The 26,822-nt window shown below is 50.4% G+C and carries 21 protein-coding genes and 1 tRNA gene; 11 read left to right on the forward strand and 11 right to left on the reverse strand.

Features of this window, described 5'->3' with window-relative positions; genetic code table 11:
- Positions 1 to 11: 11 nt before the first annotated feature.
- Both ACJJIL_RS05265 and ACJJIL_RS05270 read right to left on the reverse strand, forming a co-directional pair.
- Positions 12 to 860, reverse strand: coding sequence for a M90 family metallopeptidase (locus ACJJIL_RS05265; RefSeq protein WP_413662861.1), 849 nt, complete (start codon positions 858 to 860; stop codon positions 12 to 14).
- Positions 857 to 1,279, reverse strand: coding sequence for a nuclear transport factor 2 family protein (locus tag ACJJIL_RS05270; protein ID WP_444958361.1), 423 nt, complete (start codon positions 1,277 to 1,279; stop codon positions 857 to 859). Before ACJJIL_RS05270 ends, ACJJIL_RS05265 begins: the two co-directional genes overlap by 4 nt.
- A gap of 184 nt (positions 1,280 to 1,463) precedes the next feature.
- On the opposite strand from ACJJIL_RS05270, the gene ACJJIL_RS05275 reads away from it, so the two are divergent.
- Complete coding sequence (locus tag ACJJIL_RS05275) at positions 1,464 to 2,222, forward strand: substrate-binding periplasmic protein (RefSeq protein ID WP_445361335.1); 759 nt, start codon at positions 1,464 to 1,466, stop codon at positions 2,220 to 2,222.
- Positions 2,223 to 2,308: 86 nt separating this feature from the next.
- Here the strand turns inward: ACJJIL_RS05275 and ACJJIL_RS05280 are convergent, their stop codons facing one another.
- Both ACJJIL_RS05280 and ACJJIL_RS05285 read right to left on the reverse strand, forming a co-directional pair.
- The gene (locus ACJJIL_RS05280) at positions 2,309 to 3,037 is read right to left on the reverse strand and encodes an SDR family oxidoreductase (protein WP_444917847.1); all 729 of its coding nucleotides are present in this window, start codon (positions 3,035 to 3,037) and stop codon (positions 2,309 to 2,311) included.
- Between the two features lie 38 nt (positions 3,038 to 3,075).
- Positions 3,076 to 4,176 carry an alkene reductase gene (locus tag ACJJIL_RS05285; protein WP_445361336.1) on the reverse strand — a complete coding sequence of 367 codons (1,101 nt, stop codon included), beginning with the start codon at positions 4,174 to 4,176 and terminating at the stop codon, positions 3,076 to 3,078.
- Positions 4,177 to 4,314: 138 nt separating this feature from the next.
- Between ACJJIL_RS05285 and ACJJIL_RS05290 the strand changes: the two genes are divergently transcribed.
- Positions 4,315 to 5,187, forward strand: a complete 873-nt coding sequence (locus ACJJIL_RS05290) for a LysR family transcriptional regulator (RefSeq protein ID WP_445361337.1) — start codon at positions 4,315 to 4,317, stop codon at positions 5,185 to 5,187.
- A 365-nt stretch (positions 5,188 to 5,552) separates the two neighbouring features.
- Here the strand turns inward: ACJJIL_RS05290 and ACJJIL_RS05295 are convergent, their stop codons facing one another.
- On the reverse strand, positions 5,553 to 6,455 hold the full coding sequence (locus ACJJIL_RS05295) for a LysR family transcriptional regulator (RefSeq protein WP_445361338.1): 903 nt from the start codon (positions 6,453 to 6,455) through the stop codon (positions 5,553 to 5,555).
- A 152-nt stretch (positions 6,456 to 6,607) separates the two neighbouring features.
- On the opposite strand from ACJJIL_RS05295, the gene ACJJIL_RS05300 reads away from it, so the two are divergent.
- The 4 genes from ACJJIL_RS05300 (at position 6,608) to ACJJIL_RS05315 (ending at position 10,045) form a co-directional block, all read left to right on the forward strand.
- On the forward strand, positions 6,608 to 7,585 hold the full coding sequence (locus ACJJIL_RS05300) for a DUF1852 domain-containing protein (protein ID WP_445361339.1): 978 nt from the start codon (positions 6,608 to 6,610) through the stop codon (positions 7,583 to 7,585).
- Positions 7,586 to 7,613: 28 nt separating this feature from the next.
- Positions 7,614 to 8,642, forward strand: coding sequence for a methionine synthase (locus ACJJIL_RS05305; protein ID WP_445361340.1), 1,029 nt, complete (start codon positions 7,614 to 7,616; stop codon positions 8,640 to 8,642).
- 25 nt (positions 8,643 to 8,667) lie between these two features.
- A complete protein-coding gene (locus ACJJIL_RS05310) occupies positions 8,668 to 9,180 on the forward strand; it encodes a flavin reductase family protein (RefSeq protein WP_445361341.1) in 513 nt (170 codons plus the stop codon).
- Between the two features lie 82 nt (positions 9,181 to 9,262).
- Positions 9,263 to 10,045 carry a sulfite exporter TauE/SafE family protein gene (locus ACJJIL_RS05315; protein ID WP_445361342.1) on the forward strand — a complete coding sequence of 261 codons (783 nt, stop codon included), beginning with the start codon at positions 9,263 to 9,265 and terminating at the stop codon, positions 10,043 to 10,045.
- Between the two features lie 445 nt (positions 10,046 to 10,490).
- Here ACJJIL_RS05315 and ACJJIL_RS05320 read toward each other — a convergent pair.
- A tRNA-Arg gene (locus ACJJIL_RS05320) sits at positions 10,491 to 10,567 on the reverse strand.
- A 366-nt stretch (positions 10,568 to 10,933) separates the two neighbouring features.
- Here ACJJIL_RS05320 and ftsH point away from each other — a divergent pair.
- From ftsH to ACJJIL_RS05335, 3 genes are all read left to right on the forward strand, one after another.
- Positions 10,934 to 12,907: an ATP-dependent zinc metalloprotease FtsH gene (gene ftsH, locus ACJJIL_RS05325; protein WP_445361343.1), complete on the forward strand. Its 1,974-nt coding sequence runs from the start codon at positions 10,934 to 10,936 to the stop codon at positions 12,905 to 12,907.
- A gap of 588 nt (positions 12,908 to 13,495) precedes the next feature.
- Complete coding sequence (locus ACJJIL_RS05330; RefSeq protein WP_445361344.1) at positions 13,496 to 15,793, forward strand: TonB-dependent receptor; 2,298 nt, start codon at positions 13,496 to 13,498, stop codon at positions 15,791 to 15,793.
- 204 nt (positions 15,794 to 15,997) lie between these two features.
- Positions 15,998 to 16,975, forward strand: a complete 978-nt coding sequence (locus tag ACJJIL_RS05335; protein ID WP_445361345.1) for an NAD(P)H-quinone oxidoreductase — start codon at positions 15,998 to 16,000, stop codon at positions 16,973 to 16,975.
- A gap of 14 nt (positions 16,976 to 16,989) precedes the next feature.
- Here the strand turns inward: ACJJIL_RS05335 and ACJJIL_RS05340 are convergent, their stop codons facing one another.
- Positions 16,990 to 19,290 carry a transporter substrate-binding domain-containing protein gene (locus ACJJIL_RS05340; RefSeq protein WP_445361346.1) on the reverse strand — a complete coding sequence of 767 codons (2,301 nt, stop codon included), beginning with the start codon at positions 19,288 to 19,290 and terminating at the stop codon, positions 16,990 to 16,992.
- Positions 19,291 to 19,363: 73 nt separating this feature from the next.
- Positions 19,364 to 20,716 carry an exodeoxyribonuclease VII large subunit gene (xseA, locus tag ACJJIL_RS05345; protein ID WP_445361347.1) on the reverse strand — a complete coding sequence of 451 codons (1,353 nt, stop codon included), beginning with the start codon at positions 20,714 to 20,716 and terminating at the stop codon, positions 19,364 to 19,366.
- Between the two features lie 174 nt (positions 20,717 to 20,890).
- Here xseA and guaB point away from each other — a divergent pair, with 174 nt between their 5' ends.
- Both guaB and guaA read left to right on the forward strand, forming a co-directional pair.
- The gene (guaB, locus tag ACJJIL_RS05350; protein WP_282933710.1) at positions 20,891 to 22,378 is read left to right on the forward strand and encodes an IMP dehydrogenase; all 1,488 of its coding nucleotides are present in this window, start codon (positions 20,891 to 20,893) and stop codon (positions 22,376 to 22,378) included.
- Between the two features lie 100 nt (positions 22,379 to 22,478).
- On the forward strand, positions 22,479 to 24,056 hold the full coding sequence (guaA, locus tag ACJJIL_RS05355) for a glutamine-hydrolyzing GMP synthase (RefSeq protein ID WP_445361348.1): 1,578 nt from the start codon (positions 22,479 to 22,481) through the stop codon (positions 24,054 to 24,056).
- Positions 24,057 to 24,412: 356 nt separating this feature from the next.
- Here the strand turns inward: guaA and rlmB are convergent, their stop codons facing one another.
- From rlmB to ACJJIL_RS05370, 3 genes are read right to left on the reverse strand one after another with little or no spacing between them, the layout of a single operon-like run.
- A complete protein-coding gene (gene rlmB / locus ACJJIL_RS05360) occupies positions 24,413 to 25,195 on the reverse strand; it encodes a 23S rRNA (guanosine(2251)-2'-O)-methyltransferase RlmB (protein WP_445361349.1) in 783 nt (260 codons plus the stop codon).
- Positions 25,192 to 26,061: a Rossmann-like and DUF2520 domain-containing protein gene (locus ACJJIL_RS05365; RefSeq protein ID WP_445361350.1), complete on the reverse strand. Its 870-nt coding sequence runs from the start codon at positions 26,059 to 26,061 to the stop codon at positions 25,192 to 25,194. Before ACJJIL_RS05365 ends, rlmB begins: the two co-directional genes overlap by 4 nt.
- Positions 26,061 to 26,819 (reverse strand): pyridoxine 5'-phosphate synthase, encoded by a 759-nt coding sequence (locus ACJJIL_RS05370; protein ID WP_445361351.1) that lies wholly within the window; start codon positions 26,817 to 26,819, stop codon positions 26,061 to 26,063. The genes ACJJIL_RS05365 and ACJJIL_RS05370 overlap by 1 nt, the downstream gene beginning before the upstream one ends.
- Between the last annotated feature and the right edge of the window lie 3 nt (positions 26,820 to 26,822).

Genomic DNA, 26,822 nt, shown 5'->3' on the forward strand with positions numbered 1-26,822 from the left:
TAGCGTATTTGTCAGGCCACGGTACTTTTTCCGCGTATTAGTTCGGCGGGATCAATTCGATAGAAATGGCTTAACTCCTTATAGAGCTCTGGGTGTAAGGCGTGCATAGCCGTTGGGATCGTATAGAAACTTTCTGTTGCTACAGCAAAGAACTCAGCGGGAGACTGGGCGCCGTATAAATCGAGCACAGAGGGTGTATCACCAGGAAACTCACCGAATTCAGCTCTTTGTCTCAAGCGGTGGAATTCCCGGCTCATAACCTCAGCCCAGGTGGCCCCTTCATCACTGCTTTCAAATAGAGGGCGGCCATCAAAGTAACCATCCTCTTCATCGACTTTATGGGCGAACTCGTGCAGGGCGACATTGTGGCCCCGTTCAGGCGATTGTAAATCTTTCTCCAGGTCTCCCCAGGAGAGGACTACGGGTCCACGATAATGTGCCTCCCCTTCACGGGCACTGTGCCTGGCTGTTTCTATATAGCCTTCCCGACGGGTTTCGTGAGCGACATAGGTGTCCGGGTAGAGCAACAGGCTGTAAAGGTTGGGGTAGCATTCATTCTTGCGGCCCAATAGGAGCAGGCACGCATGGGCAGCGATGGCCACCTTCATGCGTTCATTGACCTGAAGCCCCTCGCAACCGACAAACTCTTTGCCGTGGAGAAATAGGGCGATATTACTGCATAACTCTTGCTGTTGATTGGAGTTAAGGTAGTGATAGAGAGGAAGATTTTCCCTAATGAGTTGTAGCTGTTCCCGTGTTAAGGGTTGTGAGCGGAGGTAAAAAATGCGCCACTGTCGGTAGAAGTGGGGAACTAGCCATATCGCCAGGGCCAGCAGGATAATTGCGATAAAAGCACTCACAGCTTAAACGCCGGTTGTTTGCGTGAGATATTATCTTCCAGCTTAAATTCTTGGCAGGGAGTCCCCTGGTGAAATTTCATTTGCCACTGCCCTTTACTTCTAATCCAAATAGATGATCGCTTACAAAACCCCTTGTACTCCCCTTGCTGGCCTCGCCGTGCAGATTTATACAACAGCATAATGACTGTGTCAGAGAGAGGAATGCATTCATAGTTTTGGCTGTGAATTTCCCAGCCCGTATTTTCCTCCTGTTGCATTGATCGCACTATTGCCTTGAAATCAAAGGTCCGCCCGGATTTCCCTACCTCTATAAAATCAGGGCTTAGTAGCTTGCTAATGACTTCAGGGTCTTTGCGTATCTCGAACTGATGCAGCTTTGTTTCATTCTCAATCAGAATATCGGCAATCTCATGTATCACTGTTTTACCCGGTATGCCCCAGTTGCGACAAATTACTATTTGCCTGATTTTAGAATGGGGAGTTTACTGCCGAATTCAAGGTTGCGGATGGATAGAGTTATCCGGAAGCGAAGCTTGATAAATGGGGGATGTCTGCCAACACTTAGAGCGTCTGGGTGATTTTCCTGTCACTGTGGAGAAGCTTATGCGTTCGCTATTGGCCCTTCTTATCTTGATGTTTGGAGTCTGTACCCAGGTGCTGGCCCAGTCCGGTGAAACTCCGTTAAAAGTGGCGATCGCCGGGGATGCACCGCCCTATGTGATTGATGGTGCGACCACTGGTTTGGAAATAGATATCGTTCGGCAAGCTCTCCCTGGCTATAAGTTGGAGTTCGTACAGATGGGGTTTGCGGAGACGGCCCCAGCACTTGAGCAGGGTATGGTTCAGGCAGCGGTGAATGTACTCAAGAAGAGTGATGGCCTATTTTACTCGAACAATATGATCAGCTTCGCCAATTACGCTATTGCTAAAGCCAGCGCAGAAATGAAGATTGGCAGTATTGCAGATCTCGCGGGTAAGAAAGTGATCACTTGGCAGGGAGCTCCCATGGATCTTGGGCCCGAATTTGAAAAAATGTTTGGGCCCAACGGCACCCAGAAACAGAATGTTATGCAGGCGCCAACAGCTCGTGACTTGGTTGCCCAATTCTGGAAAATGCCAGATGCGGTCGCCGTGGTGGATATGGAGCTATTTAAGTACTACAGCAATAAAATGGGTCATACCATGGCTCAGGTTGACCTATTCCAGATATTTCCAATGATGACAGACTTTCGAGTCGGTTTCCGCGATGAAAAAGTGCGGGATGACTTTAATCGCGGGCTGGCAGAGCTGTGCAGCAGTGGCCGCTACAAAGCCCTATTGCAGAAATACGATGTGGTGCAGAAGCAGGATATTTGTAAATGACCCCCTGTTACTGATTACCGATAAGACTGTATTGCATTAGGAGAGCCGAGTTTCCCTCGGCTCTTTTTTACTTGAAGAGTTCAGTGTCAGGTTGCCACGCTTGGCTTTACATTCCACTCAAAGGTCCAGCAGGATTTCTCCTGCTGAAGTACATGAAGGATTTGTCTGGATAAGGCCGCTTGATCGATAAAGTGCTCATTTCCCAGGTCTTCATTCCCAGGAAAATTACGACTTCGAGTATTATCAAGGATACCTTCAATTAATAAGTGAGATACATGTACTCCCTTTGCCCCAAGTTCTGCAGCCAGGGACTGGGACATCATTCGTAGAGCTCCCTTGGCAGCAGCGAAGGAAAAAACATGAGCAAAGCTATCTACCGAAGCTGAAGCGCCAATATTCATAATGGCTAAGGGTGGCTGTCCATCCAGCTTCCATATCGAGAGAACTTCTTGGGTGATATGGAAAGCGGTTTTAAAATTTAGGGTAATCGATCGGTCGAAGTCCTGCTCGCTGATATTGGTTACTGTATCTCCACCTGTCCAGGTTCCGGCATTATTTACCAGTGCAGAGATGCCACCGAATTTGCTGCGAATAGCTGCGACTGCTTCCTTTGTGGCTTTGGGGTTAGTGATATCAACTTGCAAAGCTAGCACTCTTGAGGGATCGTCAAATTGCTCGGAAACTTTCTGAAGGTCCTGTGAATTGCGGGCCAATAGGGCAACGGGGAAGCCTTGTCGGTAAGCCTCTGCAGCGATATCCACTCCCAGCCCACGACTTGCACCGGTAACTATAAGGGCATTTTTTTTCTGGAACATAGTAAAACTCCTAATGTGAATTTCTTTTTTCTTGCGGTTTATACTGGTGAGGAGGCTTCCGCAGTGAATGTGGGATAGTCGATATAGCCTTCAGGGCCATTGGTGTAGTAAGTGGATCTGTTCCCGGTGTTGATTGGCCAGCCATGGCGAAATCGCTCAACCAGATCCGGGTTGGCGATAAAGGGTTTTCCGAAAGAAACAGCATCAGAGCCATCATTGAGAATCATTTGCTTGGCTGAGGCGGCACTGTGACCGCCGTTTGAAATTAGAATGCCGTTATATATCTGACGTAGATTTGGGGTTTGGTAATCGATAGTTTGAATATCATGACCTGAGTCAGGACGAGGTTCGAGTAAGTGCAGATAGGCTAGGTCGAGAGGATTAAGTAGCTCTACTGCTCGCGCGTAGGTGTCCCGGTACTGGCTGTCTTTCACTTGCCAGATCTCATTGCTCGGAGATAGCCGAATACCGACCTTGCCACTTCCGATAGCATCGCAAACAGCGTCAGTAACTTCGCTAAGAAACCGTAGGCGTTTGTCGATAGATCCACCGTATTCATCAGTACGCAGATTGCTGCCATCTCGCGTGAATTGATCGATCAGGAAGCTGTTTGCGGCATGTAGTTCGATGCCGTCGAGCCCTGCAGCAATGGCGTTCTTTGCTGCCTGGGCAAATTCAGTAATTATTTTTCGAATTTCTGTTTTGCTGAGGGAACGTGCTTGCTTGAAAGGGCGGTCGCGCCCAATGGGGGTCGGAAGTGTGCCTTCAAGGGTAATCTGTGAGGCTGAAACCGGTTTGTTCCCGCCAAGAAAATCTGGGTGCACAGCCGCACCCATATGCCATAGCTGTACAAAGATAACTCCTTCATCTCTGTGGACTTCTTCACTGATTTGCTGCCAGCCTGCTATTTGTTCTCGAGTGTAGATACCGGGCCCGTTGATCCAGCCGCGTCCAGTTGGGGATGTTGCTGTAGCCTCAGCGATGATCAGCCCCGCACTCGCTCTCTGCCGATAATACTGAGCAGATATGGGTTGGGGGACGCCATTACTGTTGGCGCGGCTGCGGCTCAGTGGAGCCATGACTACTCGGTTTTTAAGGGTGTAATCACCCAAGGATAAAGGGGTAAACAGGTCGGGCATGGGAGTCTCCTCGCCGTGTTGTATTTGGTACAGCGCAGAGGTTATCCAGCTCAAGTCTGATAATAAATAATCGATTCTTAACAGCCTTTGTGCAAATATGCACAGAAATAAGAAAGAGTGGACGAGAGAAGAGGCAAAATGACTAATTGGGATGACATCCGCTACTTCCTTGCACTTGCGCGCAATGGCACGGTGTCTGCGGCTGCCAAGGTGTTAGATGTTAATCACGCTACGGTTTCCCGGCGTATTCAATCTCTGGAGCAGTCTCATGGTGTGCTTTTATTTCATCGCACGCCGAGGGGCTATGCCCTTACAGAGGCGGCAGAGGCAATTTTGCCGATAGCCGAGAAATTGGAGGTTCAAAACTTAATGCTGGAAGAGCGGATCAGTGGGGCGGATAGCCGCATGGCAGGTCCCCTTGTTCTTACGTTACCCCATGATTTACTCAACCAGTTACTGTTAGAGGATCTGTGCCAGTTCCAGGCTGATCATCCAGACATATCCCTGAGGGTTTTGGCTTCCAGTAGCTTGAAGGACCTGGCAAATATCGAGGCAGACGTCGCTCTAAGATTTACGCCTGAGCCACCTGACCTTCTTACTGGTATTCAGTTTGCCCAGCTGGAAATGGGAGTTTACGCTCATCGTTCACTGGTCATCAGCAATGAAGTTAAAGCAGTACTTTGGTCGGCGGAGGAGCAGTTGCCAGAGTGGTGTGATGATCTTCCCAAGTGCAGTGCGGGATTAAGAGTGGATGACCTGCATGCCATGTTTCTGGCGGTAAAGAATGGATTTGGGGTGGCTCGAATGCCCTGCTGGTTTGTCAATGCGATAGGGCACCCTTCGGTGATTCAGCTTCCCCTACGTCAAACTCCCTCCTCTTGGGCTTTGTGGTTATTAAGTCGTACTGACTCACGGCATATAGTGAGAGCAAATAAGTTAAAAGAATTCCTGCGGGAAAGATTGGAAGAAAAGCGAGCTTTATTTGAAAACCCCTTTCCAGTTCAATCTTAAACCGTTTTGAACTGGCTCCATTCGGGCTTGGATAGGGCTCCAGAAAAATAGAAGAGACTATTTCCTGTGATATAAGGCCTTCTTATGTGGGTTGCCCGGGAAAGTTCGAACCTCCAATTGCCTGGCCCGTTGCCAGCAAATTGAAATTTATTGTTTATTAAATTTCAGTGGCGTAGCTCGCTGTATTTGTCACTGCCAGGGCGCGCCGCTAGCAGTGAAAAGCGCAAATGGATTACTTAGGGTTGGCAGGTTTTTCTGTGCGGGCGTGTTTGCGTTTAGTGGGAAGGTCCGTACTTCGTAAATATTTCTCACTCTATGGTGACTGTTCAAACTGCTACCTGAGTAAACGGTAAATCTCACCAGCATTAGGCTTTAGTTTCTGAGTGCTCATAACCTCTGGCCAGTTTGATAAAAGCGCTCAGGTATTCAACTTCGCTGTCGTCTTCACGAGTTCCTAAGAAAATCTGTTTGGCAATACCTTGTCGCCCGAGGCGCACCACCGATAGTGCCAGCTTGGTAGAGTACTCCTCTGCAAGCCAGCGCGGCAGGGCTGCGACCCCGCGGCCGCTGGCCACCATTTGAAGCATGATATCGGTAGTTTCACTGGTCTTGTGGCGCAGTGGCACCACGCCCGCAGGGTTGAGAAACTGGGTATAGATATCCAGACGGTCTGGCGGCACGGGGTAAGTTAACAGCACCTGATCCCGTAGGTCTTCTGCTGTCAGGTACTTTCGCTTTGCCACAGGGTGATCTCGAGGGACTACCAGCACCTGCTCGTAGTCAAATACGGGATCGAAGCGCAGTCCGGCTTTATAGAACGGGTCAGGGGTAACTAGCAGGTCGATTTCGTAACCCAGTAAAGCGCCGAGACCTCCAAACTGGAATTTCTGCTTAACATCCACATCCACGTCCGGCCAATCTTCCAGAAATGGCGACACGACTTTCAGTAACCACTGATAGCAGGGGTGGCATTCCATACCGATACGCAGGGTACCGCGCTCACCTTGAGCCATTTGCTTGAGCTTGCTCTCAGCGTGTTCCAATTGTGGCAGGACTCGATTGGCCAATCCAAGCAGATATTCACCAGCCTGGGTCAAGCGCAAGCTGCGGCCCTCACGCAACCAGATAGGGGCCCCGAGATTCTGTTCCAGCTTGCGTACCGTGTGGCTCAGCGCCGACTGGGTTAGGCAAAGGTGCTTGGCCGCTGCGGTTAGCGAACCGTGGTGGTCTACGGCCTGGATTATTGTTAAGTGCGTGCGCTCTAGCATAGCTGTACCCGAGCTATCCATGAATAAAATTAATGGATAGTTGAAAATATACCATTTTTGTTCATTTATAAAGAGCCTTATCCTGCCTGGCAATGTCAATCACCAAGCCACGAACTCAGTTTTTGTCTTAGGAATCAGGATACCAGGCCGCAATGAATAAAGAGTTTGCATTCAGCATCAAGAACTTACGCTTTGATGAAAACTATCGTCCAGCGGATAGCACGCGGATCACGACCAATTTTGCGAACTTGGCGAGAGGAGAGAGCCGTCGGGATAACTTGCTCAATACCTTGAGAATGATTGATCGTCGTTTCAATGCCCTGGCGCATTGGGACAACCCTAGTGCTGATCGATATTCTGTAGAGCTGGATATTATTTCTGTTGATATTGATATTGAAGGCAACGGAGAAGTCTTTCCTACCATTGAAGTATTGAAGACGAATATTGTTGATCATAAAAACAATCAACGGATTGAGGGCATAGTAGGAAACAACTTTTCTTCATATGTGCGGGATTATGATTTCAGCGTATTGTTGTTGGAGCATAACAAGAAGCAAGACAAGTTTAGCCTTCCTGAGGGCTATGGTGATCTTCATGGGAAAATTTTTCAATCGTTTCTGAGTTCAAGTGCCTACAAGGATAGCTTCAGTAAGCCCCCAGTTATTTGTTTGAGTGTATCGAGCAGTAAAACTTATCATCGAACTGAAAACCAGCACCCTGTGCTGGGTGTCGAGTATCGGCAGGACGAATACTCTTTAACTGATGAGTATTTCGAGAAAATGGGGTTACAAGTTCGCTATTTTATGCCGCCGGATAGTGTTGCCCCTTTGGCTTTTTACTTCCAAGGTGATTTGCTTGGTGATTATACGAATCTTGAGCTTATCGGCACTATCAGCACGATGGAGACCTTTCAAAAGATATATCGACCTGAAATATATAATGCAAACTCTGTAGCGGGGACCTGCTATCAGCCCAGCTTGAAGCACCAGGATTATTCACTCACTAAAATTGTTTATGACCGGGAAGAGCGTAGCCAGCTGGCTATAAAGCAAGGAAAATTTACTGAAGAACAATTTATCAAGCCATACAGAAGTATCCTTGATCAGTGGGCCGCTAATTACGCGCTTTAATTAACAAATATAGATAAGATTATTTTTCATGAATCGCCTATTGCCAACTTCAAGCGCTGGAAGCTTGCCTAAACCATCCTGGCTCGCAGAGTCCGAAAAACTTTGGTCTCCCTGGAAATTACAGGGCGATCAATTACAAGAGGGTAAGCAGGATGCCTTGCGCCTGACATTACAAGAGCAACAACAAGCCGGTATCGATATCGTTAGTGACGGGGAGCAGACCCGCCAACATTTTGTAACTACATTTATTGAGCACCTCAACGGCGTTGACTTCGAGAAGCGGGAAACCGTTAAAATCCGCAATCGCTATGAAGCGAGCGTACCGACAGTTGTTGGCGAAGTATCTAGGCAACAACCAGTATTTGTTCAAGATGCTAAGTTTTTACGCAAGCAAACCAGTCAAGCTATCAAGTGGGCATTACCTGGCCCAATGACAATGATTGATACTCTCTACGATAGCCACTACAAAAGCCGCGAAAAGCTCGCCTGGGAATTTGCCAAAATTCTCAATCAGGAAGCTCGTGAGCTAGAGGCTGCTGGTGTTGATATTATTCAATTTGATGAGCCCGCATTTAATGTGTTTTTTGATGAGGTGAATGACTGGGGGATTGCCACTTTAGAAAAAGCCATTGAGGGGCTGAAGTGCCAAACTGCCGTACATATTTGCTATGGCTACGGTATCAAAGCCAATACAGACTGGAAGAAAACTCTGGGTTCGGAGTGGAGGCAATATGAAGAAGCGTTTCCAAAACTGCAAAAATCCAATATCGATCTAATTTCGCTCGAATGCCACAACTCCCATGTTCCAATGGATCTCCTTGAGCTGATTCGTGGTAAAAAAGTGATGGTGGGCGCTATTGATGTGGCAAGCAACACGATTGAAACACCGGAGGAAGTCGCCGATACCTTGCGAAAAGCACTCAAGTATGTGGATGCTAAGGATCTCTTTCCCTGTACGAACTGTGGTATGGCGCCGCTATCCCGTCAAGTTGCGAACGGTAAGCTCAATGCATTAAGCGCAGGTGCAGAAATTGTCCGAAGAGAGCTCTCGGTTTAGCTGTCTACAATATTTAGGTGCTCCCATGTCACTTTCCAGTACAGCCATAGAACCGTTGCGCTTTCGTGAAGCACTGGGGCATTACGCTTCCGGTATTACGGTGATCGCATCGCACTGTGAGGGTGAACCGATAGGCTTCACTTGCCAGTCGTTTTATAGCGTATCGACGAGCCCGCCGCTAGTGTCATTCAGCGTTATGTCAAGCTCGTACAGCTACCCCAAAATTCGCCAGGCAGGCCGATTTTCGGTCAATATCCTATCGGATGATCAGGTCAAGATTTCCAACCAATTTGCTCGTCAAGGCGCGGACAAATGGAGTGAAGTCGAATGGCAGGAATCGCCGCTGGGGAATCCCATTATCGCCGGCAGCCTGCATTGGCTTGATTGCGAAATTCATGCTGAACACGCCGCAGGAGATCACCTGATTGTGATTGGTGAGGTGAAGGCGTTAAACCTACAAAAAGCTGCTGCAAGGCAGCCACTGCTATATTTCAAAGGCCAATATCGCAACCTTACTGCGGTGTCCCCAGTCGGGTAAAACACTAGAGCAATGGGTTGCAGCTTTGCTGTCCCATCGCCTGCAGCCTGAAGAAACCCGCGTGAATTAATTCGAGGAATTTATGGAATTTCTACTCTACCTGCTGCTGGGAGCTGTGGCTGGGGTGCTGGCCGGTCTGTTTGGTGTCGGTGGTGGCATCATCATCGTACCTGTGCTTGTATTCAGTTTTACTGCCCAGGGTATAGATCCGCTTGTACTGACTCACCTGGCTGTGGGTACTTCGCTAGCGACTATTGTCTTTACTTCGATTAACTCGGTTTTGGAGCATCAACGCAAAGGCGCGGTGCTATGGCCGACTTTTGCCTGGATGAGCCTGGGTATTCTTCTCGGTGCAAGTCTCGGTTCCTTCACAGCGGCAGCTATCCAGGGGCCGATGCTACAAAAGGTTATTGGTGTATTTGCTATCACCATTGCCATTCAAATGGGACTGGAACTTAAGCCCAAGACCAGCCGCGCTGTTCCCGGCAAGTTGGGGCTGACAGCGGCCGGCGGGGTAACAGGCTGGGCCTCTGCCATCTTTGGCATCGGCGGTGGCACACTGACGGTTCCCTTTCTGACCTGGCGCAGCGTGCCGATGCAGCAAGCAGTGGCAACTTCCTCAGCCTGTGGTTTGCCGATTGCTGCCGTCGGCGCTCTGAGTTTTATGGTTATTGGTTGGCAGCAACCTGAACTGCCGCAGTGGAGTTTTGGTTTTATCTACCTGCCAGCCATGGTTGGTATCGCCATCACCAGCATGTTCTTCGCCCGTTTTGGAGCGCGACTGGCTCACAAGTTATCTCCGCGATTGCTTAAGCGCTTATTTGCCCTGCTATTGCTCTGCGTGGGTGGGAGTTTTCTTCTCTGAGGCATCAATGAATTGCAGTCTATCGATTGCTATCTTGGCGTAGGTGCAGCTGCAAAAGTGGAAGGGGGCTTCAATCCTTTTTCAAGTGCGATCGGGCCCAAGTGAAGAGTATTAACTCCTAACTTTCTTTTGTGTGTCGAAATCTCTAGTCGAGCACAGGACCCTAGTGAGATGAAAATGGATTAACGTATCTGGAGGTTGCACAGTTGGTGCAATTGCTCCCGCTGACTGATGTGCGTATATCTATCCGCTGTATGGAACGAATGAAAGAGATTGTTTCTAACCCTGCTGGGTCATTCAAGCTATTTGTGATTGCTTAAAGTGAATAGGGATTGCTGGGGTGGGCGAGGCTGCGAAGAATAAATTGTGCAAAGAGCAGTTTGACACTAGCTGCTCTACAACAAAAAATGGCTTACGTCGTGAAACGTAAGCCCTTTTCTTTGTATGGCGCGCTCGGGAGGATTCGAACCTCCGACCGCCTGGTTCGTAGCCAGGTACTCTATCCAGCTGAGCTACGAGCGCGTCGTTATGGGTGCGAACTATAGAGAGTTGATTCGTTGCCGTCAACCTCTTTTTGGAAAAAATCCTTAAAAATCCGCAACTTATCGAGTTTCTGGGCCCCTCTGGGAGCGGTCGACCAGTCTCGACAGGGCGCGAATTCTGCCGTGCCTTTCCTCAATTTGCAAGCCTTACTTTGAAAAATACTGCCTTGAGTACCGATTGCGCCAGTTATCCGGGGGCGAGGCATTAAATTCCTCGGTGTGATTGGCGGCGAACTATACTCATTACTCTACCGGGATTCCGATGATTCGCACCTTTTCCATTGCCCATTGCCAGGTCCGGCCTATCTTCCGGCGGCAGGCTTCTCCAGAGATATAGTGAGAATATATGGCGGACGAGCAGGACCAAGAGCGAAAGCTGCCGCAGGGGGAGTCTCCTTCACCGCCATCGGGAAAGCCGGTTCCGCAAGGGCCGCTGAATTGGCTTCAGTATTTTCTGTGGATTTTCCTTTTAATACTGACTGTACAGTACTGCACTAACGGACAGCTTTCTGGCAAGCGGACTGAGCTAGCTTACAGTGACTTTAAGAAAGAGGTCGCCGAAGGCAAAGTTGCCAGCGTGGTTATCGAGGGGGATAGAGTCAGCGGCACTTTTAAGCCAGAGGCGAGCAAAGTGCCGGCGCCAAACACTGACGAGAAAGAAAAAAAGGCTCCACCGTCGGAGCACTTCACAACCATTTTACCTTCCGTTCAAGACCCCGAACTGCTGCCCCTGCTGGAAAAGGAGAAGGTGGAAATCCTGGCAGAGTCCCCGGGAGGGGGCTTTATGCAGCGGATGTTGATTCTGCTTCTACCCTGGATACTGATTATTGGGCTCCTGGTTTGGATGGGGCGGCGAATGCAGGAAAAGATGGCCAGTGGGGCTCCCGGCAGTCCCTTCGGTTTTGCTCGATCACCAGCAAAGCGGTTTGAGCGCAGTGAGTCCCAAGTGACTTTCGATGATGTTGCCGGGTTGGCAAATGCGAAGAAGGACCTGCAAGAAGTGGCGGGGTACCTCAAGAACCCGGAGCACTATCGAAAGCTCGGAGCGAAGATACCCCGGGGCATTTTGTTAATGGGGCCTCCCGGTACGGGCAAAACCCTGATGGCGAAAGCGCTGGCCGGTGAGAGTGAAGCGCCATTTTTCAGTATTAGTGGCTCTGAGTTTATTGAGATGTTTGTAGGGGTGGGCGCTTCCCGTGTGCGGGATATGTTTGCCGAAGCCAAGAAAGATGCCCCTTCAATTATCTTTATCGATGAGATTGACTCCGTCGGCCGGGCGCGGGGAACGGGTGTTGGTGGCGGACATGATGAGCGGGAGCAGACGCTTAATCAGATCCTTGGTGAGATGGATGGCTTTGATCCCCAGGAAGCGGTGGTGGTGGTTGCGGCAACCAACAGGCCCGACGTTCTCGATGCGGCGCTGCTAAGACCGGGGCGCTTTGACCGAAAAATTACTCTGGACCTTCCAGACAAGGCTGCACGCAAGGAGATTCTTGAAATTCACTCCCGCGATGTCCCATTGCACGGCAAGGTGGATCTAGAGCGGCTCGCGGCTCTTACTGCAGGTTTTGCCGGCGCGGATCTGGAAAACCTGATTAATGAGGCTGCACTGTTGGCGGGGCGAGAAGATAAGTCCGCAGTGGATATGGATTGTTTGTTGAGGGCGAGGGATAAAGTGGTTCTCGGTGGCGAGCGCGAAATGGTTATCAGTGAGGAGGACAAGCGGATTATCGCCTATCACGAAGCGGGACACGCGTTGGTAGCAACGCTATTGCCCAATGCAGATCCTTTGGAGAAGGCAACTATTATCCCCAGGGGGCACAGTCTCGGCGCTACCGAGCAGATTCCCACGGAAGAACATCACAGTATGCAGGTCAGTTATCTCCGCGATCGTATCGGCGTAATGCTTGGGGGGAGGGTTGCTGAGCGGGTGGTGTTCAAGGAGGTGAGCACTGGTGCTGAGGCAGATTTAAAGCAGGCGACGCGACTGGCCCGTCACATGGTGACGCATTGGGGGATGAGTGAAAAATTAGGCCCCGTTGCTTTCCGCCGGGGAGAGGAGCATATATTTCTGGGGCGTGAGATGGCCCAGCAGAAGGACTTCAGCGAACACACCTCAGAGATTATTGATGACGAAATTATTGCTTTGATCAGCGGAATTGAGATGAAAGTAGATCAGTTGCTGACAAAAAATCGCAAGAAATTGGATGTATTGGCTGGGGCTCTTTTAGAAAAAGAAACCCTCGATGCAGCGGAAATAAATGAAATACTTTCCCATGTGGCTGCAGGTGGTGATGACACATCTATTGCGCCGAAATAGCTCCTAGCTTTAATGGAAATTTATTTTTCAGGCGGACCCGTTGGTCAAATTTAATGTATTTAAATGTACCAGGTTAGTTGAGTTTATTAGTTTTGAATTGCCGGTAATCTGAAATATCGAAGGGCATTTTCAGGCTGAACTAAAAGAGCTCAGAGTGTAATAATTTAAAATAGACAAAAAGTTTTGTGTTTTTGGGGTGGTTTAGATACATATTGTCATTGGCTTTTTTGAAAATAATCAATTTTCTATGTAAAAGGGCAACTTAAGGTATCGCCCTTAAACAGTGCATAATTTTATTTTTTCCATTCCCTTTAATTTTTTTCTTCAAGTTGAAAGAACTTTCCAGACTAATTGAGTTATTTTTACAGACATTTACGTTAAATAGACTTCCACACACGGTTGTGAGCCTGTAACCTGTCCATGTCACAGATTCACTACGAAATCTGTGCCTCTTTATCAGCGCGGTCTTGAATCGGAGCTTCACTTAGTCGGAGCCTCTTTATAGAGGTAGAGCGGTGGAGCCAGGCAGTACCGATTGCGATAAGTCCGTTGTTGTACATAAAAAAAATAAAACAATGGAGAGAAAACATGGGAAGTCCGTCAAAACCCAAGCAGCACTCTGCTCTGCTTTCCGCCTGTTCCGTAGCAACTCTTTGGTTAGCCAGTGGTATTAGCCCCAGTTATGCCGCAGAGGGAGCAGTCGGCACCCTTATGGAAGAAGTGCAGGTAACAGCCCGTAAGCGTGCAGACGCAGAATTACTTCAGGATGTTCCGGTAGCGGCAACCGCTTATTCCGGTGACCAACTGGAGGCTCTGCAAACTAGGGATTTACAAAGCCTTTCTTTCAAAATGCCCAACGTCCAGCTGGAGGATGTGGGTACCGTAAAAAATACGGCAAACTTCACGGTGCGCGGTCTTGGAGTGAATAGCTCTATTCCATCAATTGATCCCACAGTAGGGGTCTTTGTCGATGGTATGTACCTCGGTGTGAATGCGGGTGTTGTTACCGATGTGTTTGACCTGGAGGGTATCGAAGTTCTCCGTGGTCCGCAGGGCCTGCTCTTTGGTCGTAATGTTACCGGTGGTGCTGTCGTAGTTAAAACAGCGCGCCCAACTGATGAATTCTCTGCTCGCGTCAAGGTGTCCACAACGGATAATCTGGATGTGGTGACTGCGGGTTCAATTAATGGTGCCATCTCTGACGATGTTAACGGCCGTCTGACCGTTTACTACAACGATGACCGTGGCTGGTTCGAAAATGTTGCCACCGGCAATGATAATGCCGGTGCCTCTGACAGCTGGTTTATTCGCCCAAGCTTTAGTGTTCAACTCAATGAAACGGCAGAGCTGCTTGTGCGGATGGAGCACGGCCGCATGGACTCCGATGGAGTTGTTGCGCAAAACCGTGGTAATGAACCTTACATAGTTAGCACTGATGACGGTTTTGTTGCCTACCCCAGTGCGACCCAGATTGCTGAGGCTTTCGGTATTCCTGATTGGGACAACAGTGAAGATTCTTTTGAGGTGGCCCAGGACGAAGAGGGTTATCAAAAAGACGAGTGGTCCCAGATCATTACTGAGTTCAATAAAGATGTTGAGTTCGGTGATGGCACCATCACAAATATCCTGGCTTGGCGTGAATATGAGGCGCGGGGCTTAGGGGATATTGATTCCCTGCCTTTTGTTGGTTTCCATGCGGACTCAAGCGTGGATCAGAGCCAGTTGAGTAACGAGTTGCGCTATGCCGGCCGTTTCGGTCGCACGGCCATCACTGCCGGTGCCTATTGGTTCTCTCAGGATGTAACCTACCTGGAAAATCGTTTGCTGTCCGACGGTGAGGGCGGCATTATCGATTGGACCGGTGGTGGTGTGCAGGATCACAGCACTTATGGATTCTTTACCCAGGCTGATATCGATCTGAATGAGGCCTGGGTGTTGACCCTGGGTGGACGCTACTCGAGTGAGGAGAAAGACGCGAAGATTGCCTCTATTCCCCTGAACCTCTGCACACTGGACGGCTGTGCTGCCTACGACTTTGAAGATAGCGAAAGCTGGAATGCCTTCACTCCCAAAGTTGGCTTGCAGTGGACTGTTTCAGACGAGACGCAGCTCTATACATTCTGGACCAAGGGTTTCCGCAGTGGAGGGTACAACTTCCGCAACGCAGGTATAGATCCGACCACAGGAATGCCTTATACCCCGCAGGCAACGGACCAGGAAGAGCAAAGCAGCTTCGAAATTGGGGCTAAGGTAGACTGGCTCGATGGCCGTGTTCGTACCAATATGGCGGTATTCCACAACACTATTGATGATATGCAGCGGGAGGAGAATCTCGCTGACGCAGTGACCGGTGTGGCGCAAATCATTCGAAACACCGCAGATGCGACAATTCGTGGTGCTGAACTGGAGACCATGGCTGCGCTCAGTGAAAACCTGCTGCTTACCTTCAACGTGGGCTATGTAGATGGCGATTACGATAAGGTACTCGGTGACCTGAATGGTGACGGCCTTGTGGATGATGAAGACCTGGGTCTCGAGATCCCACGCTTGGCGCCATGGACTTATGGTATAGGGTTAGTGCACGATTTGTCTCTGGGTTCCTACGGAACAATCACCTCCCGCATTAACTACAATCATCGCGATGAAGCACCTTATACGGATGACAACAGAGGCATGTTGTCTGAAGTGGAAATGGTGGACTTTAGTATTGGTTATACTGCGGATAGCGGCCAATATACAGTTTCTGTATTCGGCAAAAATATGCTTGATGAAGTTACTGAGGGTAATGACACGCAGCTACCAGTTACCCTTGGTGGTATCGGTGCCAGCTTTACCCCGCTGAATAAAGGTCGTGTTATGGGGATTGAGTTTATTTACGAACTCTAATCCCGGCTGAGAATTTGCTGCTTAGAGAAAATATTTTTTAAGTCAGCAGACTTCAAAACGGCCAGTTCCTTTTCGCAATTAAAAGTTGTGATGGGGCTGGCCGTTTTTTATTGGGCTGCGTGTTGAATAAAAACTGCTTGATGATTTTTGATACTCTTGTTTTGTTAGCGTGGCAATAAAAGTGAACCTATAAAGGGGAAAAATATGCGGTTTATTGATCTGCCTACATTTGGTGGGCCTGAAGTCATGCAATTGCAGGAGATGGATAAGCCTGCTCCCGGCGCAGACGAAGTCCTTATCCGTGTAGCCGCAGCTGGGGTTAATCGCCCTGATATTGTGCAGCGCCAAGGGCATTATCCGGCACCTCCCGGAGCATCGCCGGTATTGGGATTGGAGGTGGCTGGTGAGGTTGTTGAAGTCGGGGAAAAAGTTGTGCGCTGGCAAGTGGGAGATAAAGTTTGTGCCCTGACCAATGGTGGAGGTTACGCAGAGTTTGCAGTAGCTCCAGAGGGACAATGCCTCCCGGTTCCCGCAGGCCTTAGTCTTGTTGAGGCAGCTGCATTGCCGGAAACTTTTTTCACCGTATGGACTAATGTATTTGACCGCGCCGGTTTAAAACCGGGCGAGGTGATTTTAATCCATGGTGGTTCCTCCGGCATTGGTACCACGGCGATCCAGCTGGCCCATCATTTGGGAGCCCGGGTTTTCACTACTGCGGGAACAGAAGATAAATGCGCAGCCTGTGTGGCTTTGGGGGCGGAGAAGGCGGTCAACTATCGGGATGAAGATTTTGTCTCCGTTGTGCGCGAGATGACAGATGATCACGGAGCTGATGTTATCTTGGATATGGTGGGCGGTAGCTATATCAATAGCAATATTCGTGTGGCCGCTAACGACGGCAGAATCGTGAATATTGCCTACCTGGCTGGCGCTAAAGTAGAAGTAAATATGATGCCGGTGATGTTGAAACGACTTACATTGACCGGCTCAACTCTGAGGGTTCGCTCGCCAGAAGTTAAAGCCGGTATTGCGAAATCGCTGGAACAGAAGGTTTGGCCGCTGATTGAAGCGGGTAAAGTGCGGCCGCAACTAGCCGCTGAATTTCCTCTGCATCAGGCGGTTGAGGCCCATAAATTACTGGAGTCCGGTACTATCACCGGAAAAATCGTTTTAACCTTGTAAGGACTTGTGGCTGCCTAGGGCGAGGAGTAACTGGGCATCCGCTGAATAACGCCCTCAGGCACATCCCCGGGTTCACAATAGATTTTGCCGGGCAGGCGCTGGAGAGGTGGGCGGACTGTCACATCATCGCTCATCATTTCCACATAGGCTTTGTATAGATTGCTGATATTGCGTACATACTGCACGGGCTCGGAGCCTCTCACATAGCCGTATCTAGCCCGTTTAAAGTACTGGGGCTGGGCCAGTTTCAGCATGGCGACTTCCACATTGTCGAACCACACATTGGGATCCAGTCCCAGTTCTTTAGCCAGCCGCTGGGCATCGAGTAAGTGGCCGTATCCTGCATTGTAGGAAGCGAGAGTAAACCAGAGTTTATTTACGGTTGGCAAAGCGGGATTAAAGCGATCGCGCACCCAATCCATATATTTTACCCCCGCTTTAATACCTCTTTCAGGTTCGAACAGCGGCGGAGGAAATCCCATTTCCTCGGCTGTGGCAGGCATTACCTGCATCAATCCCTGCGCGCCAACTGGAGATACAGCTTTAGGGTTGAAATTGCTTTCCTGCCACATCTGCGCGACGATCATGCGCCAATCAAAATCGTATTTAAAGGCGGATTCCTTCACCAACTCATCGTAAGGAGAGAGGTTTTCTCCCGGTATTACCCGGGAACTTACTCGCTGGGTAAATCGTTTGTTCGGCTCAAAATAAGCCTGGTATTGTTTTTGATATTGGCTCGTTTTTCTGTAATTTTTCAAAAACTTATTCAAGTTCTGTAGCAGGTGCCAATTTTGTCTTAATACCATCCAGCCCTGTGGACGCGGGTCACCGATAAGAGTTCCGAGTACCAGTTGTGGCTGAACGGATGCCTCAATCTTGGCTCGACCGGAGTGGGATATAGTCGCATCTACCAGCCCGTCGGCGATTAATGAGAAGATTTGTGACTGGGAAATATCTGGCGGCGCCACACGGATATCGACATCAATACCTGCTTCTTTCAGTGTTTCAGCGGTTTCAATAAATGATGAATAGGCGCGTAGAGTTAATTTACGGCCATTAAGATCCTGAATCTGGGTAATAGGGGGGCTGCCTTTACCACTGACGATCTGGTCTGTGGATTCGACATAGGGCTTGGTGAATACCATGCCCTGGTCTTCACGGGCACTGGTAATATTGAGTTCAGCCCCGGCAAAGTCACCGCGACCCGCCCTCAGCCAGTCGGCAAGGTCTTCTTCGTAGGGGACAACAATAACCTGGAGTTGGAGTTTGTGCTTATTGGCAAAAGCCTGGGCCAGGTCGTAGTCAAACCCCATTAATACCCCTTTCCATAAGAAATAGGTTGTCGGCCCGTTATAAGTGAGTAGCCTGATTACTCCCGATTTTTTAATACCCTTCCAATCGGTAATGCGTTCTTCCTGGGATTTAACCAGGTTGCGGGTCAAAAAATTATCGAGAGTGGTATGCAGGCGTTTGGAGTCTTTGCGTACGCCCCAGGCAATATTTTGTACTTCAGATACATCTGCACCAATCCGCATGTCATCGCGGTAATTGCGCAAATCCTGGGCTGAAAAATCTTCCAAAATAGCAACACGGTTCTTTTGGCCATTAATGATATCCAACAGCGTATCTCGGTTACCATTGATATCAATTTCTCGAATAGTTAGGTTTGAGTTTGGATTTTCGGCAACAAGTTGCTCTGCAGTTTCTTTAATAGAGGAGCCGGCGGGGATAATAAATTCCAGGTCCTTTAATTTGCTCGCATCTGAAATATCTGGACCTTCTGGGCCAGTGACGAGTACTAACCGCGAATGGCGAAGAGGAACCGTGAAGTCAATAATTTCTTCACGGGCGTTAGTGACAGTCAGGTTATAGGCGATTACATCTGCCTGGCCATCGATCAGCATTTGCACCGCGTCATCGGGTGTTTCAGCTTTTATCCACTTGGGTTCCAGCTTTAACTGTTTGGCCAGTTTGTTGGCCAGTTCGAAGTGACGGAGACTCACTACATCGTCACGAGGTAACAGGTCCTCGGAAGCACCGGTTAAATTAACGAACCGAATTGTGCCGTGTTTTCTTATGTCCCTAAGGTCACCGGCTTCGATGTAGTTGACTTGCTGTTCTTTAGCGGGGGTTACTTCAGGCAGTTGCCCTGATCGCTTGTCGGCATCCTGCGCTTCGGCAGCTGACATGGTGACTGATTCGGCTACTCCAGAATCACGCTCTGGTTCCGTGCAGGCTGCAAGGGCAAGCAGTAGTACTGAAAGTAGTATTAAAGTCCACTGGTTGAGGTGGATAGCAGTAGATTCACTATCCATATATTGCTCCGAAGGCACTCTACCTCAACCATTATAGTGTCGCTTGATTTGCGCTCTTGAATTGTTAAAGAAATCAGTTTTCGATGGTTTTAACTTTTGCAGTGAAGTTCCCTTTGGCCAGCTTAATATGGACTTGCTGGTCGGTATCCAATTCTGCACTATCGCGAATTGCGCGATTTTCTGAATCCAGAACAATGGCGTAGCCTCGCTGCAATACTGCCAGGGGACTGATGTTTTGTAGTAATTGGGCCCCGTGGGAGAGTTTGTCACTGCCGCGCTGTAATATCAGTTGCATCGCACGCTCCAGGTTTCCCTTGAGTTGGATTAACTGCTTTCGACTGTTGTCGAGTCGGCGTGTCGGTAGGTTGTGGGCAAAAGCTCTGGAGGCGGAATCCAATTGGGATTTGCGACTTTGGGTTTGCTGTTGGCAAGCTGCTACCAGGCGCATCTCCAAATGATCCAGCCGTTGGGCCTGGTTGAGGAGCTGCTCCTTGGGGTGGCGCAAACGGTTGCGTCGCAATTGAACCTGTTGAGATAAATGCTTTAGTTGGTTGTCCATGGCGCGGTGCAATCTGCGCTGGACCTGGTCAAGCCGCTGTAAAATTTCTGCAGCATTGGCGCTGGCTATTTCCGCCGCAGCAGAAGGGGTGGGTGCGCGCAGGTCTGCGGCTAAATCTGCAATAGTCGTATCGGTTTCGTGGCCGACTGCAGAAATAGTGGGAATAGGACTTGCGGCCAGTGCGCGGGCGACAATTTCTTCATTAAAAGACCACAGGTCTTCCAGGGAGCCTCCGCCGCGACCGACAATTAATAAATCGTGGCGACCACTGCGGCCCGCTTTTTCAATCGCTGCCGCGATTTGCTGAGCGGCACCCTGACCTTGAACGGCTACCGGCCAGATTTCAATTTGGGCAGAAGGGTGTCTCCTGCCCAATACGTGAATCATATCCCGTATTGCCGCGCCTGTCGGCGAAGTGACAATGCCGATATTGGTTGGCAAAAACGGAAGAGAGCGTTTTCTGCTTGTGTCGAACAGGCCCTCAGCATGCAGTTTTGCTTTGAGCTGTTCCAGCTGGCGCATCAGGGCGCCAAAGCCGGCCTCCTCCATATGCTCAACGATTAACTGGAATTCTCCGCGCCCTTCGTAGAGGCTCACCCTGGCCCTGATTAAAACCTCGCGACCATTTTGCGGCCGAAAGGCGACACTGCGATTGCGACCGCGAAACATGGCGCAGCGCACCTGGGCTCGCGCATCTTTAAGGCTAAAATACCAGTGCCCGGAGCTGGGCATGGAAAAATTGGAAATCTCCCCACTGATCCATAGAAGGGGCACACTGTTTTCCAGAAGATGTTTAACTTCCCGATTCAGGTCACTGACCGACAGCACGCTGCGCTTGGCATTTTGACTAGGGGGAATTGTCTGCATCGGTGAATCTCGTCGGGCGTATTGGGTGGAGCAATATTGCAGTATCGCCCTTATAGGTAAAGAGCTTTACTGTACAAATCCGTTTTTCTGCAAATTGATGTTTGCGCTTTGGGCGCGTAGGGGTATAATCGCGCCGATACCCAATCCCGCCTATTCGAGGTTTGAGTGTCAACAATGTCTGAATCCAATCTGCGCATCGCGCGCGAAGCCCTCACTTTTGACGACGTCCTACTTGTGCCCGGATATTCCGAGGTCACGGCCAAGGATGTGAGTTTAAAAACCCAACTCTCCCGCAACATTACCCTGAACATCCCCATTGTGTCCGCTGCTATGGATACGGTGACGGAAGCTCGCCTGGCCATTGCGTTGGCCCAGGAAGGGGGTATCGGCATTATTCACAAGAGTATGTCGATAGAAGAGCAAGCTCTTGCCGTTCGCGCGGTGAAGAAGTTTGAAGCCGGTGTTGTAAAAGACCCTATTACTATTGAGTCCGATGCCACTGTGCGCGAGTTGATCGCGCTGACCAGTCACCACAATATTTCCGGTGTGCCGGTAATGGATCGTGGCGATTTGGTAGGTATCGTTACCAGCCGCGACGTTCGCTTCTTAACTGACCTCGATGTCAGTGTCGCCAGCATCATGACGCCGAAAGAGCGTCTGGTGACGGCCCACGAAGATGCGAGCCCCGACGAAGTACGCGAACTGCTGCATAAACACCGTATCGAAAAGGTACTGGTGGTTAACGACAACTTTGAGTTACGTGGCCTGATTACTGTTAAAGACTTTAACAAAGCAGAGCAGTACCCGAACTCCTGTAAGGATTCCGACGGTCGCCTGCGCGTGGGCGCGTCTGTGGGCACCAGCCCGGACACCGATGATCGCGTAGCTGCATTGGTAGAAGCCGGCGTTGATGTGCTGGTAGTAGATACCGCTCACGGTCACTCCCGCAATGTGATTGAGCGCGTGCGCCGCATTAAGGAAATGCACCCCCAGGTGGACGTGATCGGTGGCAACATCGCTACGGCTGACGCAGCGCGTGCACTGGTTGAGGCCGGTGCGGATGCGGTTAAAGTGGGTATCGGCCCCGGTTCTATCTGTACCACCCGCATCGTAACGGGTATCGGCGTACCCCAGGTGACGGCAATTGCAGAGGTTGCCACAGCCCTTAAAGAATTTGGTGTGCCCATGATCGCCGACGGTGGTATCCGTTACTCCGGCGATATCTCCAAGGCAATTGTTGCCGGCGCCTCATCAGTTATGATGGGTTCCATGTTCGCCGGTACCGAAGAGGCGCCGGGCGAAGTTGAGCTCTATCAGGGCCGTACTTACAAGTCCTATCGTGGGATGGGTTCTCTCGGTGCTATGTCTCGCACCCAGGGTTCTTCCGATCGCTATTTCCAGGATGCGAGCAAGGGCGCTGAAAAACTGGTACCGGAAGGTATCGAAGGTCGAGTGCCTTATAAAGGCCCGCTGTCAGCCATTGTTCATCAGATGATGGGTGGTTTGCGTTCAGCCATGGGTTACACCGGCAGTGTCGATATCGAGACCATGCGCACTCGTCCTGAGTTTGTGCGGGTCACGGCAGCCGGTATGGGTGAGTCCCATGTCCACGATGTTCAAATTACTAAAGAAGCCCCCAACTACCCGGTGGGCCGACGCTAAGCCTTCGACCTTCTCCAGGTGAAAAAATTTAGACGGAACAAGCAGCAAACGGACCTTTAAGGTCCGTTTGCCGTTATTTAATCCAGTTATCGAGTAAGTCATGAGCCAAGATATCCATTCCAGCCGAATACTCATTCTCGACTTCGGGTCCCAGTACACACAATTGATTGCCCGCCGTGTCCGCGAGCTGGGCGTATTTTCTGAAATTCGCGCTTTCGATATGACCGAAGAGGAAATTCGTGAGTATCAGCCCAAGGGCATTATTCTCGCCGGTGGCCCCGAGTCGGTACCGGAAGAGGGCTCCCCGCGCGCGCCGGAAGTGGTTTATAACCTGGGCGTGCCGGTGCTGGGCATTTGCTATGGCATGCAGACCATGGCCCATCAGCTTGGGGGCACTGTACAGGGCAGCGATATTCGTGAATTTGGCTATGCCCAGGTAAAAGCTGAAGGCCAATCCAGCCTGTTGAGCGATATCAAAGATCATATCGCTGATGATGGCAGTGCCCTACTGGATGTTTGGATGAGCCACGGCGACAAGGTAGTGGCGATGCCGGAGGGCTTTGAGCTGCTGGCTTCCACCGATTCCTGTCCAATTGCCGGTATGTACCACGCTGAGAAGAATTTCTTCGGTGTACAGTTCCATCCGGAAGTGACTCATACCTTGCAAGGCATGCGTATTTATGAGCACTTTGTGATTGATATTTGCGGGTGTGAGAAACTCTGGACTCCCGCGAACATTATTGAAGACTCTATTGCTAAAGTCCGCGATCAGGTGGGCGAGGGCAAGGTGCTGCTCGGTTTATCCGGTGGTGTCGACAGCTCTGTGGTAGCCGCTTTGCTGCACAAGGCTATTGGCGATCAGCTGACCTGCGTATTTGTAGATAATGGCCTTCTGCGTAAAAACGAAGGCGACCAGGTAATGCAGATGTTCGCCGACAATATGGGCGTTCGCGTTATCCGTTCTGATGCGGAAGAGGATTTCCTTGGGCGCCTCCAAGGTGAAAAAGACCCTGAGGCCAAGCGCAAAATCATTGGTAATACCTTTATTGAGATTTTTGATCGCGAAGCTTCCAAGTTACAGAACGTGAAATTCCTGGCTCAGGGCACTATTTACCCAGACGTTATTGAGTCTGCCGCCGCAAAAACCGGCAAGGCCCATGTGATTAAGTCTCACCACAATGTGGGCGGTTTACCAGAGGATATGCAGTTTGAGCTGGTAGAGCCCCTGCGTGAACTGTTTAAAGACGAGGTTCGTAAGATCGGTCTGGAGCTGGGTCTGCCTTACGACATGGTTTACCGTCACCCCTTCCCGGGGCCGGGTCTGGGCGTGCGGATTCTCGGTGAGGTAAAGCGGGAATATGCCGATATTCTGAGAGAGGCGGATGCGATCTTTATCGAGGAGCTGCACAACGCCGATTGGTATCACAAAACCAGCCAGGCCTTTGCCGTATTCCTTCCGGTAAAATCTGTGGGTGTTGTCGGTGATGGCCGTCGATATGAATACGTGGTTGCTCTTCGCGCGGTAGAGACTGTGGACTTTATGACAGCGCGCTGGGCGCATCTCCCCTATGAGCTGATTGAGAAGGTTTCGAACCGCATTATCAATGAGATAGAGCACATCTCTCGTGTGGTCTACGACGTTTCCAGCAAGCCTCCCGCGACAATTGAGTGGGAGTAACTGCAGAATCGAGAGGGGGTGCTTAGCACCCCTTTCTTTTTTTGTTTTGGGCTTCGCGTCTCATTTTCCACAGCGGCCCATTCTCACTATTCGATCTTTAATTGGTACGGATTGTCGCTAAACGCTTGGCTAAGTTTTCTCTAACTCGTTGATTTTTTGAGCGTTTCCCGGGTTGTTTATTTTTTCTTCATATTGTCACAAAGACCAAATGGCGGGCCTTTGCGGCTTACTACTCTAAGTTAGTCACAGAGATATCCACAGAATCTGTGGGTAGTGGATAATCCTGGTTAGATTGGGGTTGAACTCGTGGGATAAGTTGAGGGAGTGGGAGGCGGGCACCTCCCACAGGGGCAGAGTTAGATTTCTCGACGGAAGCTAATTAGTGCGGCCGTGACCGCCACATTCAAGCTTTCCACATCGTTTTGCATGGGGATACGCACCAGTTCATTGCACTGAGCTGCGACGGCATCGCTAACACCGTGGGTTTCATTGCCCAGCACAAAAATTGTGGAGACGTTACTGGAGACCTCTTTCAGGGTCGTCCGGGCGTGGGATGACAGCCCGCAAACCTGAGCCCCTGCTTCGCGGAACTCACCTAGGGTAGCTGCCAGTTTGTCACAGCGTAAAACCCGGGTTTTAAACAGAGTGCCTGTGCTGGCTTTGATAACCAGAGGGTCTATCTGTGCACAGCCTTTTTTGGGCAGAATAATTCCATCGATGCCGCCGGCACAGGCTGAGCGAATAATCATGCCCAGGTTTTGAGGGTTGGTTATGCCATCCAGGGCCAGAAGTTCATAAGTGTTTTGGTGCTCTGGGGCTGCAACCTTCTGTAAAAAGTCCTCTGCTCTGCCGTAGTGAGGCAGGGCCAGGTCGAGGGCTACACCTTGGTCCTGACGGGAATTCTTCGAAATCCGGGACAGGCCCTTGCGATCCCAGTAAGCAATTTCAATCTGGCGCTCTTCCGCCAGGGTTTCCATTCGCTGGATCAGCTGGTCGCGCCGGTTGCTGCTGGCCAGATGTAATTTATGGACGGGTACAGATAAATCCTCGAGAGCCTCGAGTACAGGCTTGCGCCCATAAATTGTCAGGAGGCTATCGAAGAAGGCTTTCTTTTCCAGGTATTCGGAGGAGTCTTTCACCGCGTTGGCTCACTCAGCAGTTCGATCAATCTGGCTGCGCTCTCAGGTGAGAGCGAGCCGCGCCGCGCCAACTCTACACAGGCGAGGCCCAGATGGCGATAGCAAAGTGCCAGTTGGCTATCTACTGAAGCAAGGCTTTCCACCTGGGCTCCAACGGTTTCCACATCCCCCCTGGCAATGGGACCTGTCAGAGACCTCTCTGGTCCCAGCTTCAAGTTGTTTTGCAGAGTCTGTGAAACAATCGGCGCCAACAGGCGAAGAGCACTGTCCCGCTCTATGCCAGCGGCTGCAAAGCTTTGTAAGCTCAGGTCCATTAGGGTGGTGAGGTAGTTGGAGGCGATCACTGACCCAGCGTGGTACAGAGACTTGTTAAGGGGATCAATAGCCAGTGTTTCACAGCCAATGGTTGCAAAAGCAACAGAAATAACCTCTACTGCATGACTATCCCCTTCGACAGCGACGCTGGTTTTGGCAAATGTTTGCAGCGAGGTTTCCGGTTCGGCAAAACTGTGAACTGGGTGAGCGCTGGCAATCAGGGCGGGTCTCAAGGGGGCTAGTTCTTTAGAGCTGAGAGCGCCACTGCAGTGGAATATAATAGTGCGCTCGTCGACCAGCCCGCTATCGGCAAGTTTCTGCGCAAATATAGCGATTTCACTATCGATACAACCAATCAGCCATAGGTCTGCTGAAGGCATTGCTGAGAGGGAATCGACAGCATTGCCTGCACCGATAAATCGACAGGCACTTTGTCCACTCTCGAGACTGCGGTTATAAATTGACTGCACCCCAAATACACCGCTCTCCTGCCACAGTCGCCCCAGGGTTTTACCAAGGCGGCCTGCGCCAATAATGTTGAGGCTTTGCATCAGCTTCCAGCGAGGCAGTCGACGTAGGCGTTAACGGCATTCTCCAGGCCCATACTGATAGCATCGACAGTAAAGGCGTGGCCAATGGAGACTTCCTGCAAGCCCGGTAATGTGCGATAGCGCGGTAGGTTAACCAGGTTGAGGTCATGGCCGGCATTAATCCCCAGTCCCAGCTGATGTGCGTGCTCGGCGGCGGCACAGTGGGCAGAGAAAATTGTTTCCAGCTCTGGGCTCTGCTTGGCTACGGCTTCAGCGTAGGGACCTGTGTAGAGCTCAATACGGTCAGCGCCGACCTGTTTGGCCAGGCTGATCTGGTCCAGGTCTGGATCCATAAACAGGCTGACACGTATTCCGGCATTTTTAAGTTGATCAATTATCGGAACTAATCGATCGCCATCCTGTTTGAGGTCAAAGCCGTGATCAGACGTGAGTTGATCATTGGTGTCGGGAACCAAAGTGCATTGGTCTGGTTTGGTTTCTAAAACCAGCGGTATGAGGCCGGGGTAGTCCCCCAGGGGAGCGGCGAAGGGGTTGCCTTCAACGTTGAATTCTATGTTTTTGCGGCTGGCGCAGAGTTCTGCCAGGTCGCGCACGTCGCCGGGGCGAATATGTCGTTGGTCTGGACGGGGGTGTACGGTCAGCCCCTGGGCTCCGGCGTCGAGGCAAATGCGCCCGTGGGCGACCACATCGGGAAAGTTGCCTTCGCGGGAATTGCGAATTAAGGCGATTTTATTGAGGTTTACACTGAGAGCTATCACTGC

The organism is Microbulbifer maximicatervae (SeqCode) (genome assembly GCF_052468095.1).

What these genes read in the sequence shown, in the direction of transcription:
- ACJJIL_RS05285 (WP_445361336.1), bottom strand. Translation starts at nt 4,176, where the DNA reads ATGCCCGACCTGTTTACCCCTTTATCCTTGGGTGATTACACCCTTAAA.
- guaB (WP_282933710.1), top strand. Translation starts at nt 20,891, where the DNA reads ATGTCTGAATCCAATCTGCGCATCGCGCGCGAAGCCCTCACTTTTGAC.
- ACJJIL_RS05365 (WP_445361350.1), bottom strand. Translation starts at nt 26,061, where the DNA reads ATGCAAAGCCTCAACATTATTGGCGCAGGCCGCCTTGGTAAAACCCTG.
- ACJJIL_RS05315 (WP_445361342.1), top strand. Translation starts at nt 9,263, where the DNA reads ATGGAATTTCTACTCTACCTGCTGCTGGGAGCTGTGGCTGGGGTGCTG.
- ACJJIL_RS05275 (WP_445361335.1), top strand. Translation starts at nt 1,464, where the DNA reads ATGCGTTCGCTATTGGCCCTTCTTATCTTGATGTTTGGAGTCTGTACC.
- guaA (WP_445361348.1), top strand. Translation starts at nt 22,479, where the DNA reads ATGAGCCAAGATATCCATTCCAGCCGAATACTCATTCTCGACTTCGGG.
- ACJJIL_RS05330 (WP_445361344.1), top strand. Translation starts at nt 13,496, where the DNA reads ATGGGAAGTCCGTCAAAACCCAAGCAGCACTCTGCTCTGCTTTCCGCC.
- ACJJIL_RS05300 (WP_445361339.1), top strand. Translation starts at nt 6,608, where the DNA reads ATGAATAAAGAGTTTGCATTCAGCATCAAGAACTTACGCTTTGATGAA.
- ACJJIL_RS05310 (WP_445361341.1), top strand. Translation starts at nt 8,668, where the DNA reads ATGTCACTTTCCAGTACAGCCATAGAACCGTTGCGCTTTCGTGAAGCA.
- xseA (WP_445361347.1), bottom strand. Translation starts at nt 20,716, where the DNA reads ATGCAGACAATTCCCCCTAGTCAAAATGCCAAGCGCAGCGTGCTGTCG.
- ACJJIL_RS05305 (WP_445361340.1), top strand. Translation starts at nt 7,614, where the DNA reads ATGAATCGCCTATTGCCAACTTCAAGCGCTGGAAGCTTGCCTAAACCA.
- ftsH (WP_445361343.1), top strand. Translation starts at nt 10,934, where the DNA reads ATGGCGGACGAGCAGGACCAAGAGCGAAAGCTGCCGCAGGGGGAGTCT.
- ACJJIL_RS05340 (WP_445361346.1), bottom strand. Translation starts at nt 19,290, where the DNA reads ATGGATAGTGAATCTACTGCTATCCACCTCAACCAGTGGACTTTAATA.
- ACJJIL_RS05335 (WP_445361345.1), top strand. Translation starts at nt 15,998, where the DNA reads ATGCGGTTTATTGATCTGCCTACATTTGGTGGGCCTGAAGTCATGCAA.
- ACJJIL_RS05290 (WP_445361337.1), top strand. Translation starts at nt 4,315, where the DNA reads ATGACTAATTGGGATGACATCCGCTACTTCCTTGCACTTGCGCGCAAT.
- ACJJIL_RS05280 (WP_444917847.1), bottom strand. Translation starts at nt 3,037, where the DNA reads ATGTTCCAGAAAAAAAATGCCCTTATAGTTACCGGTGCAAGTCGTGGG.
- ACJJIL_RS05295 (WP_445361338.1), bottom strand. Translation starts at nt 6,455, where the DNA reads ATGCTAGAGCGCACGCACTTAACAATAATCCAGGCCGTAGACCACCAC.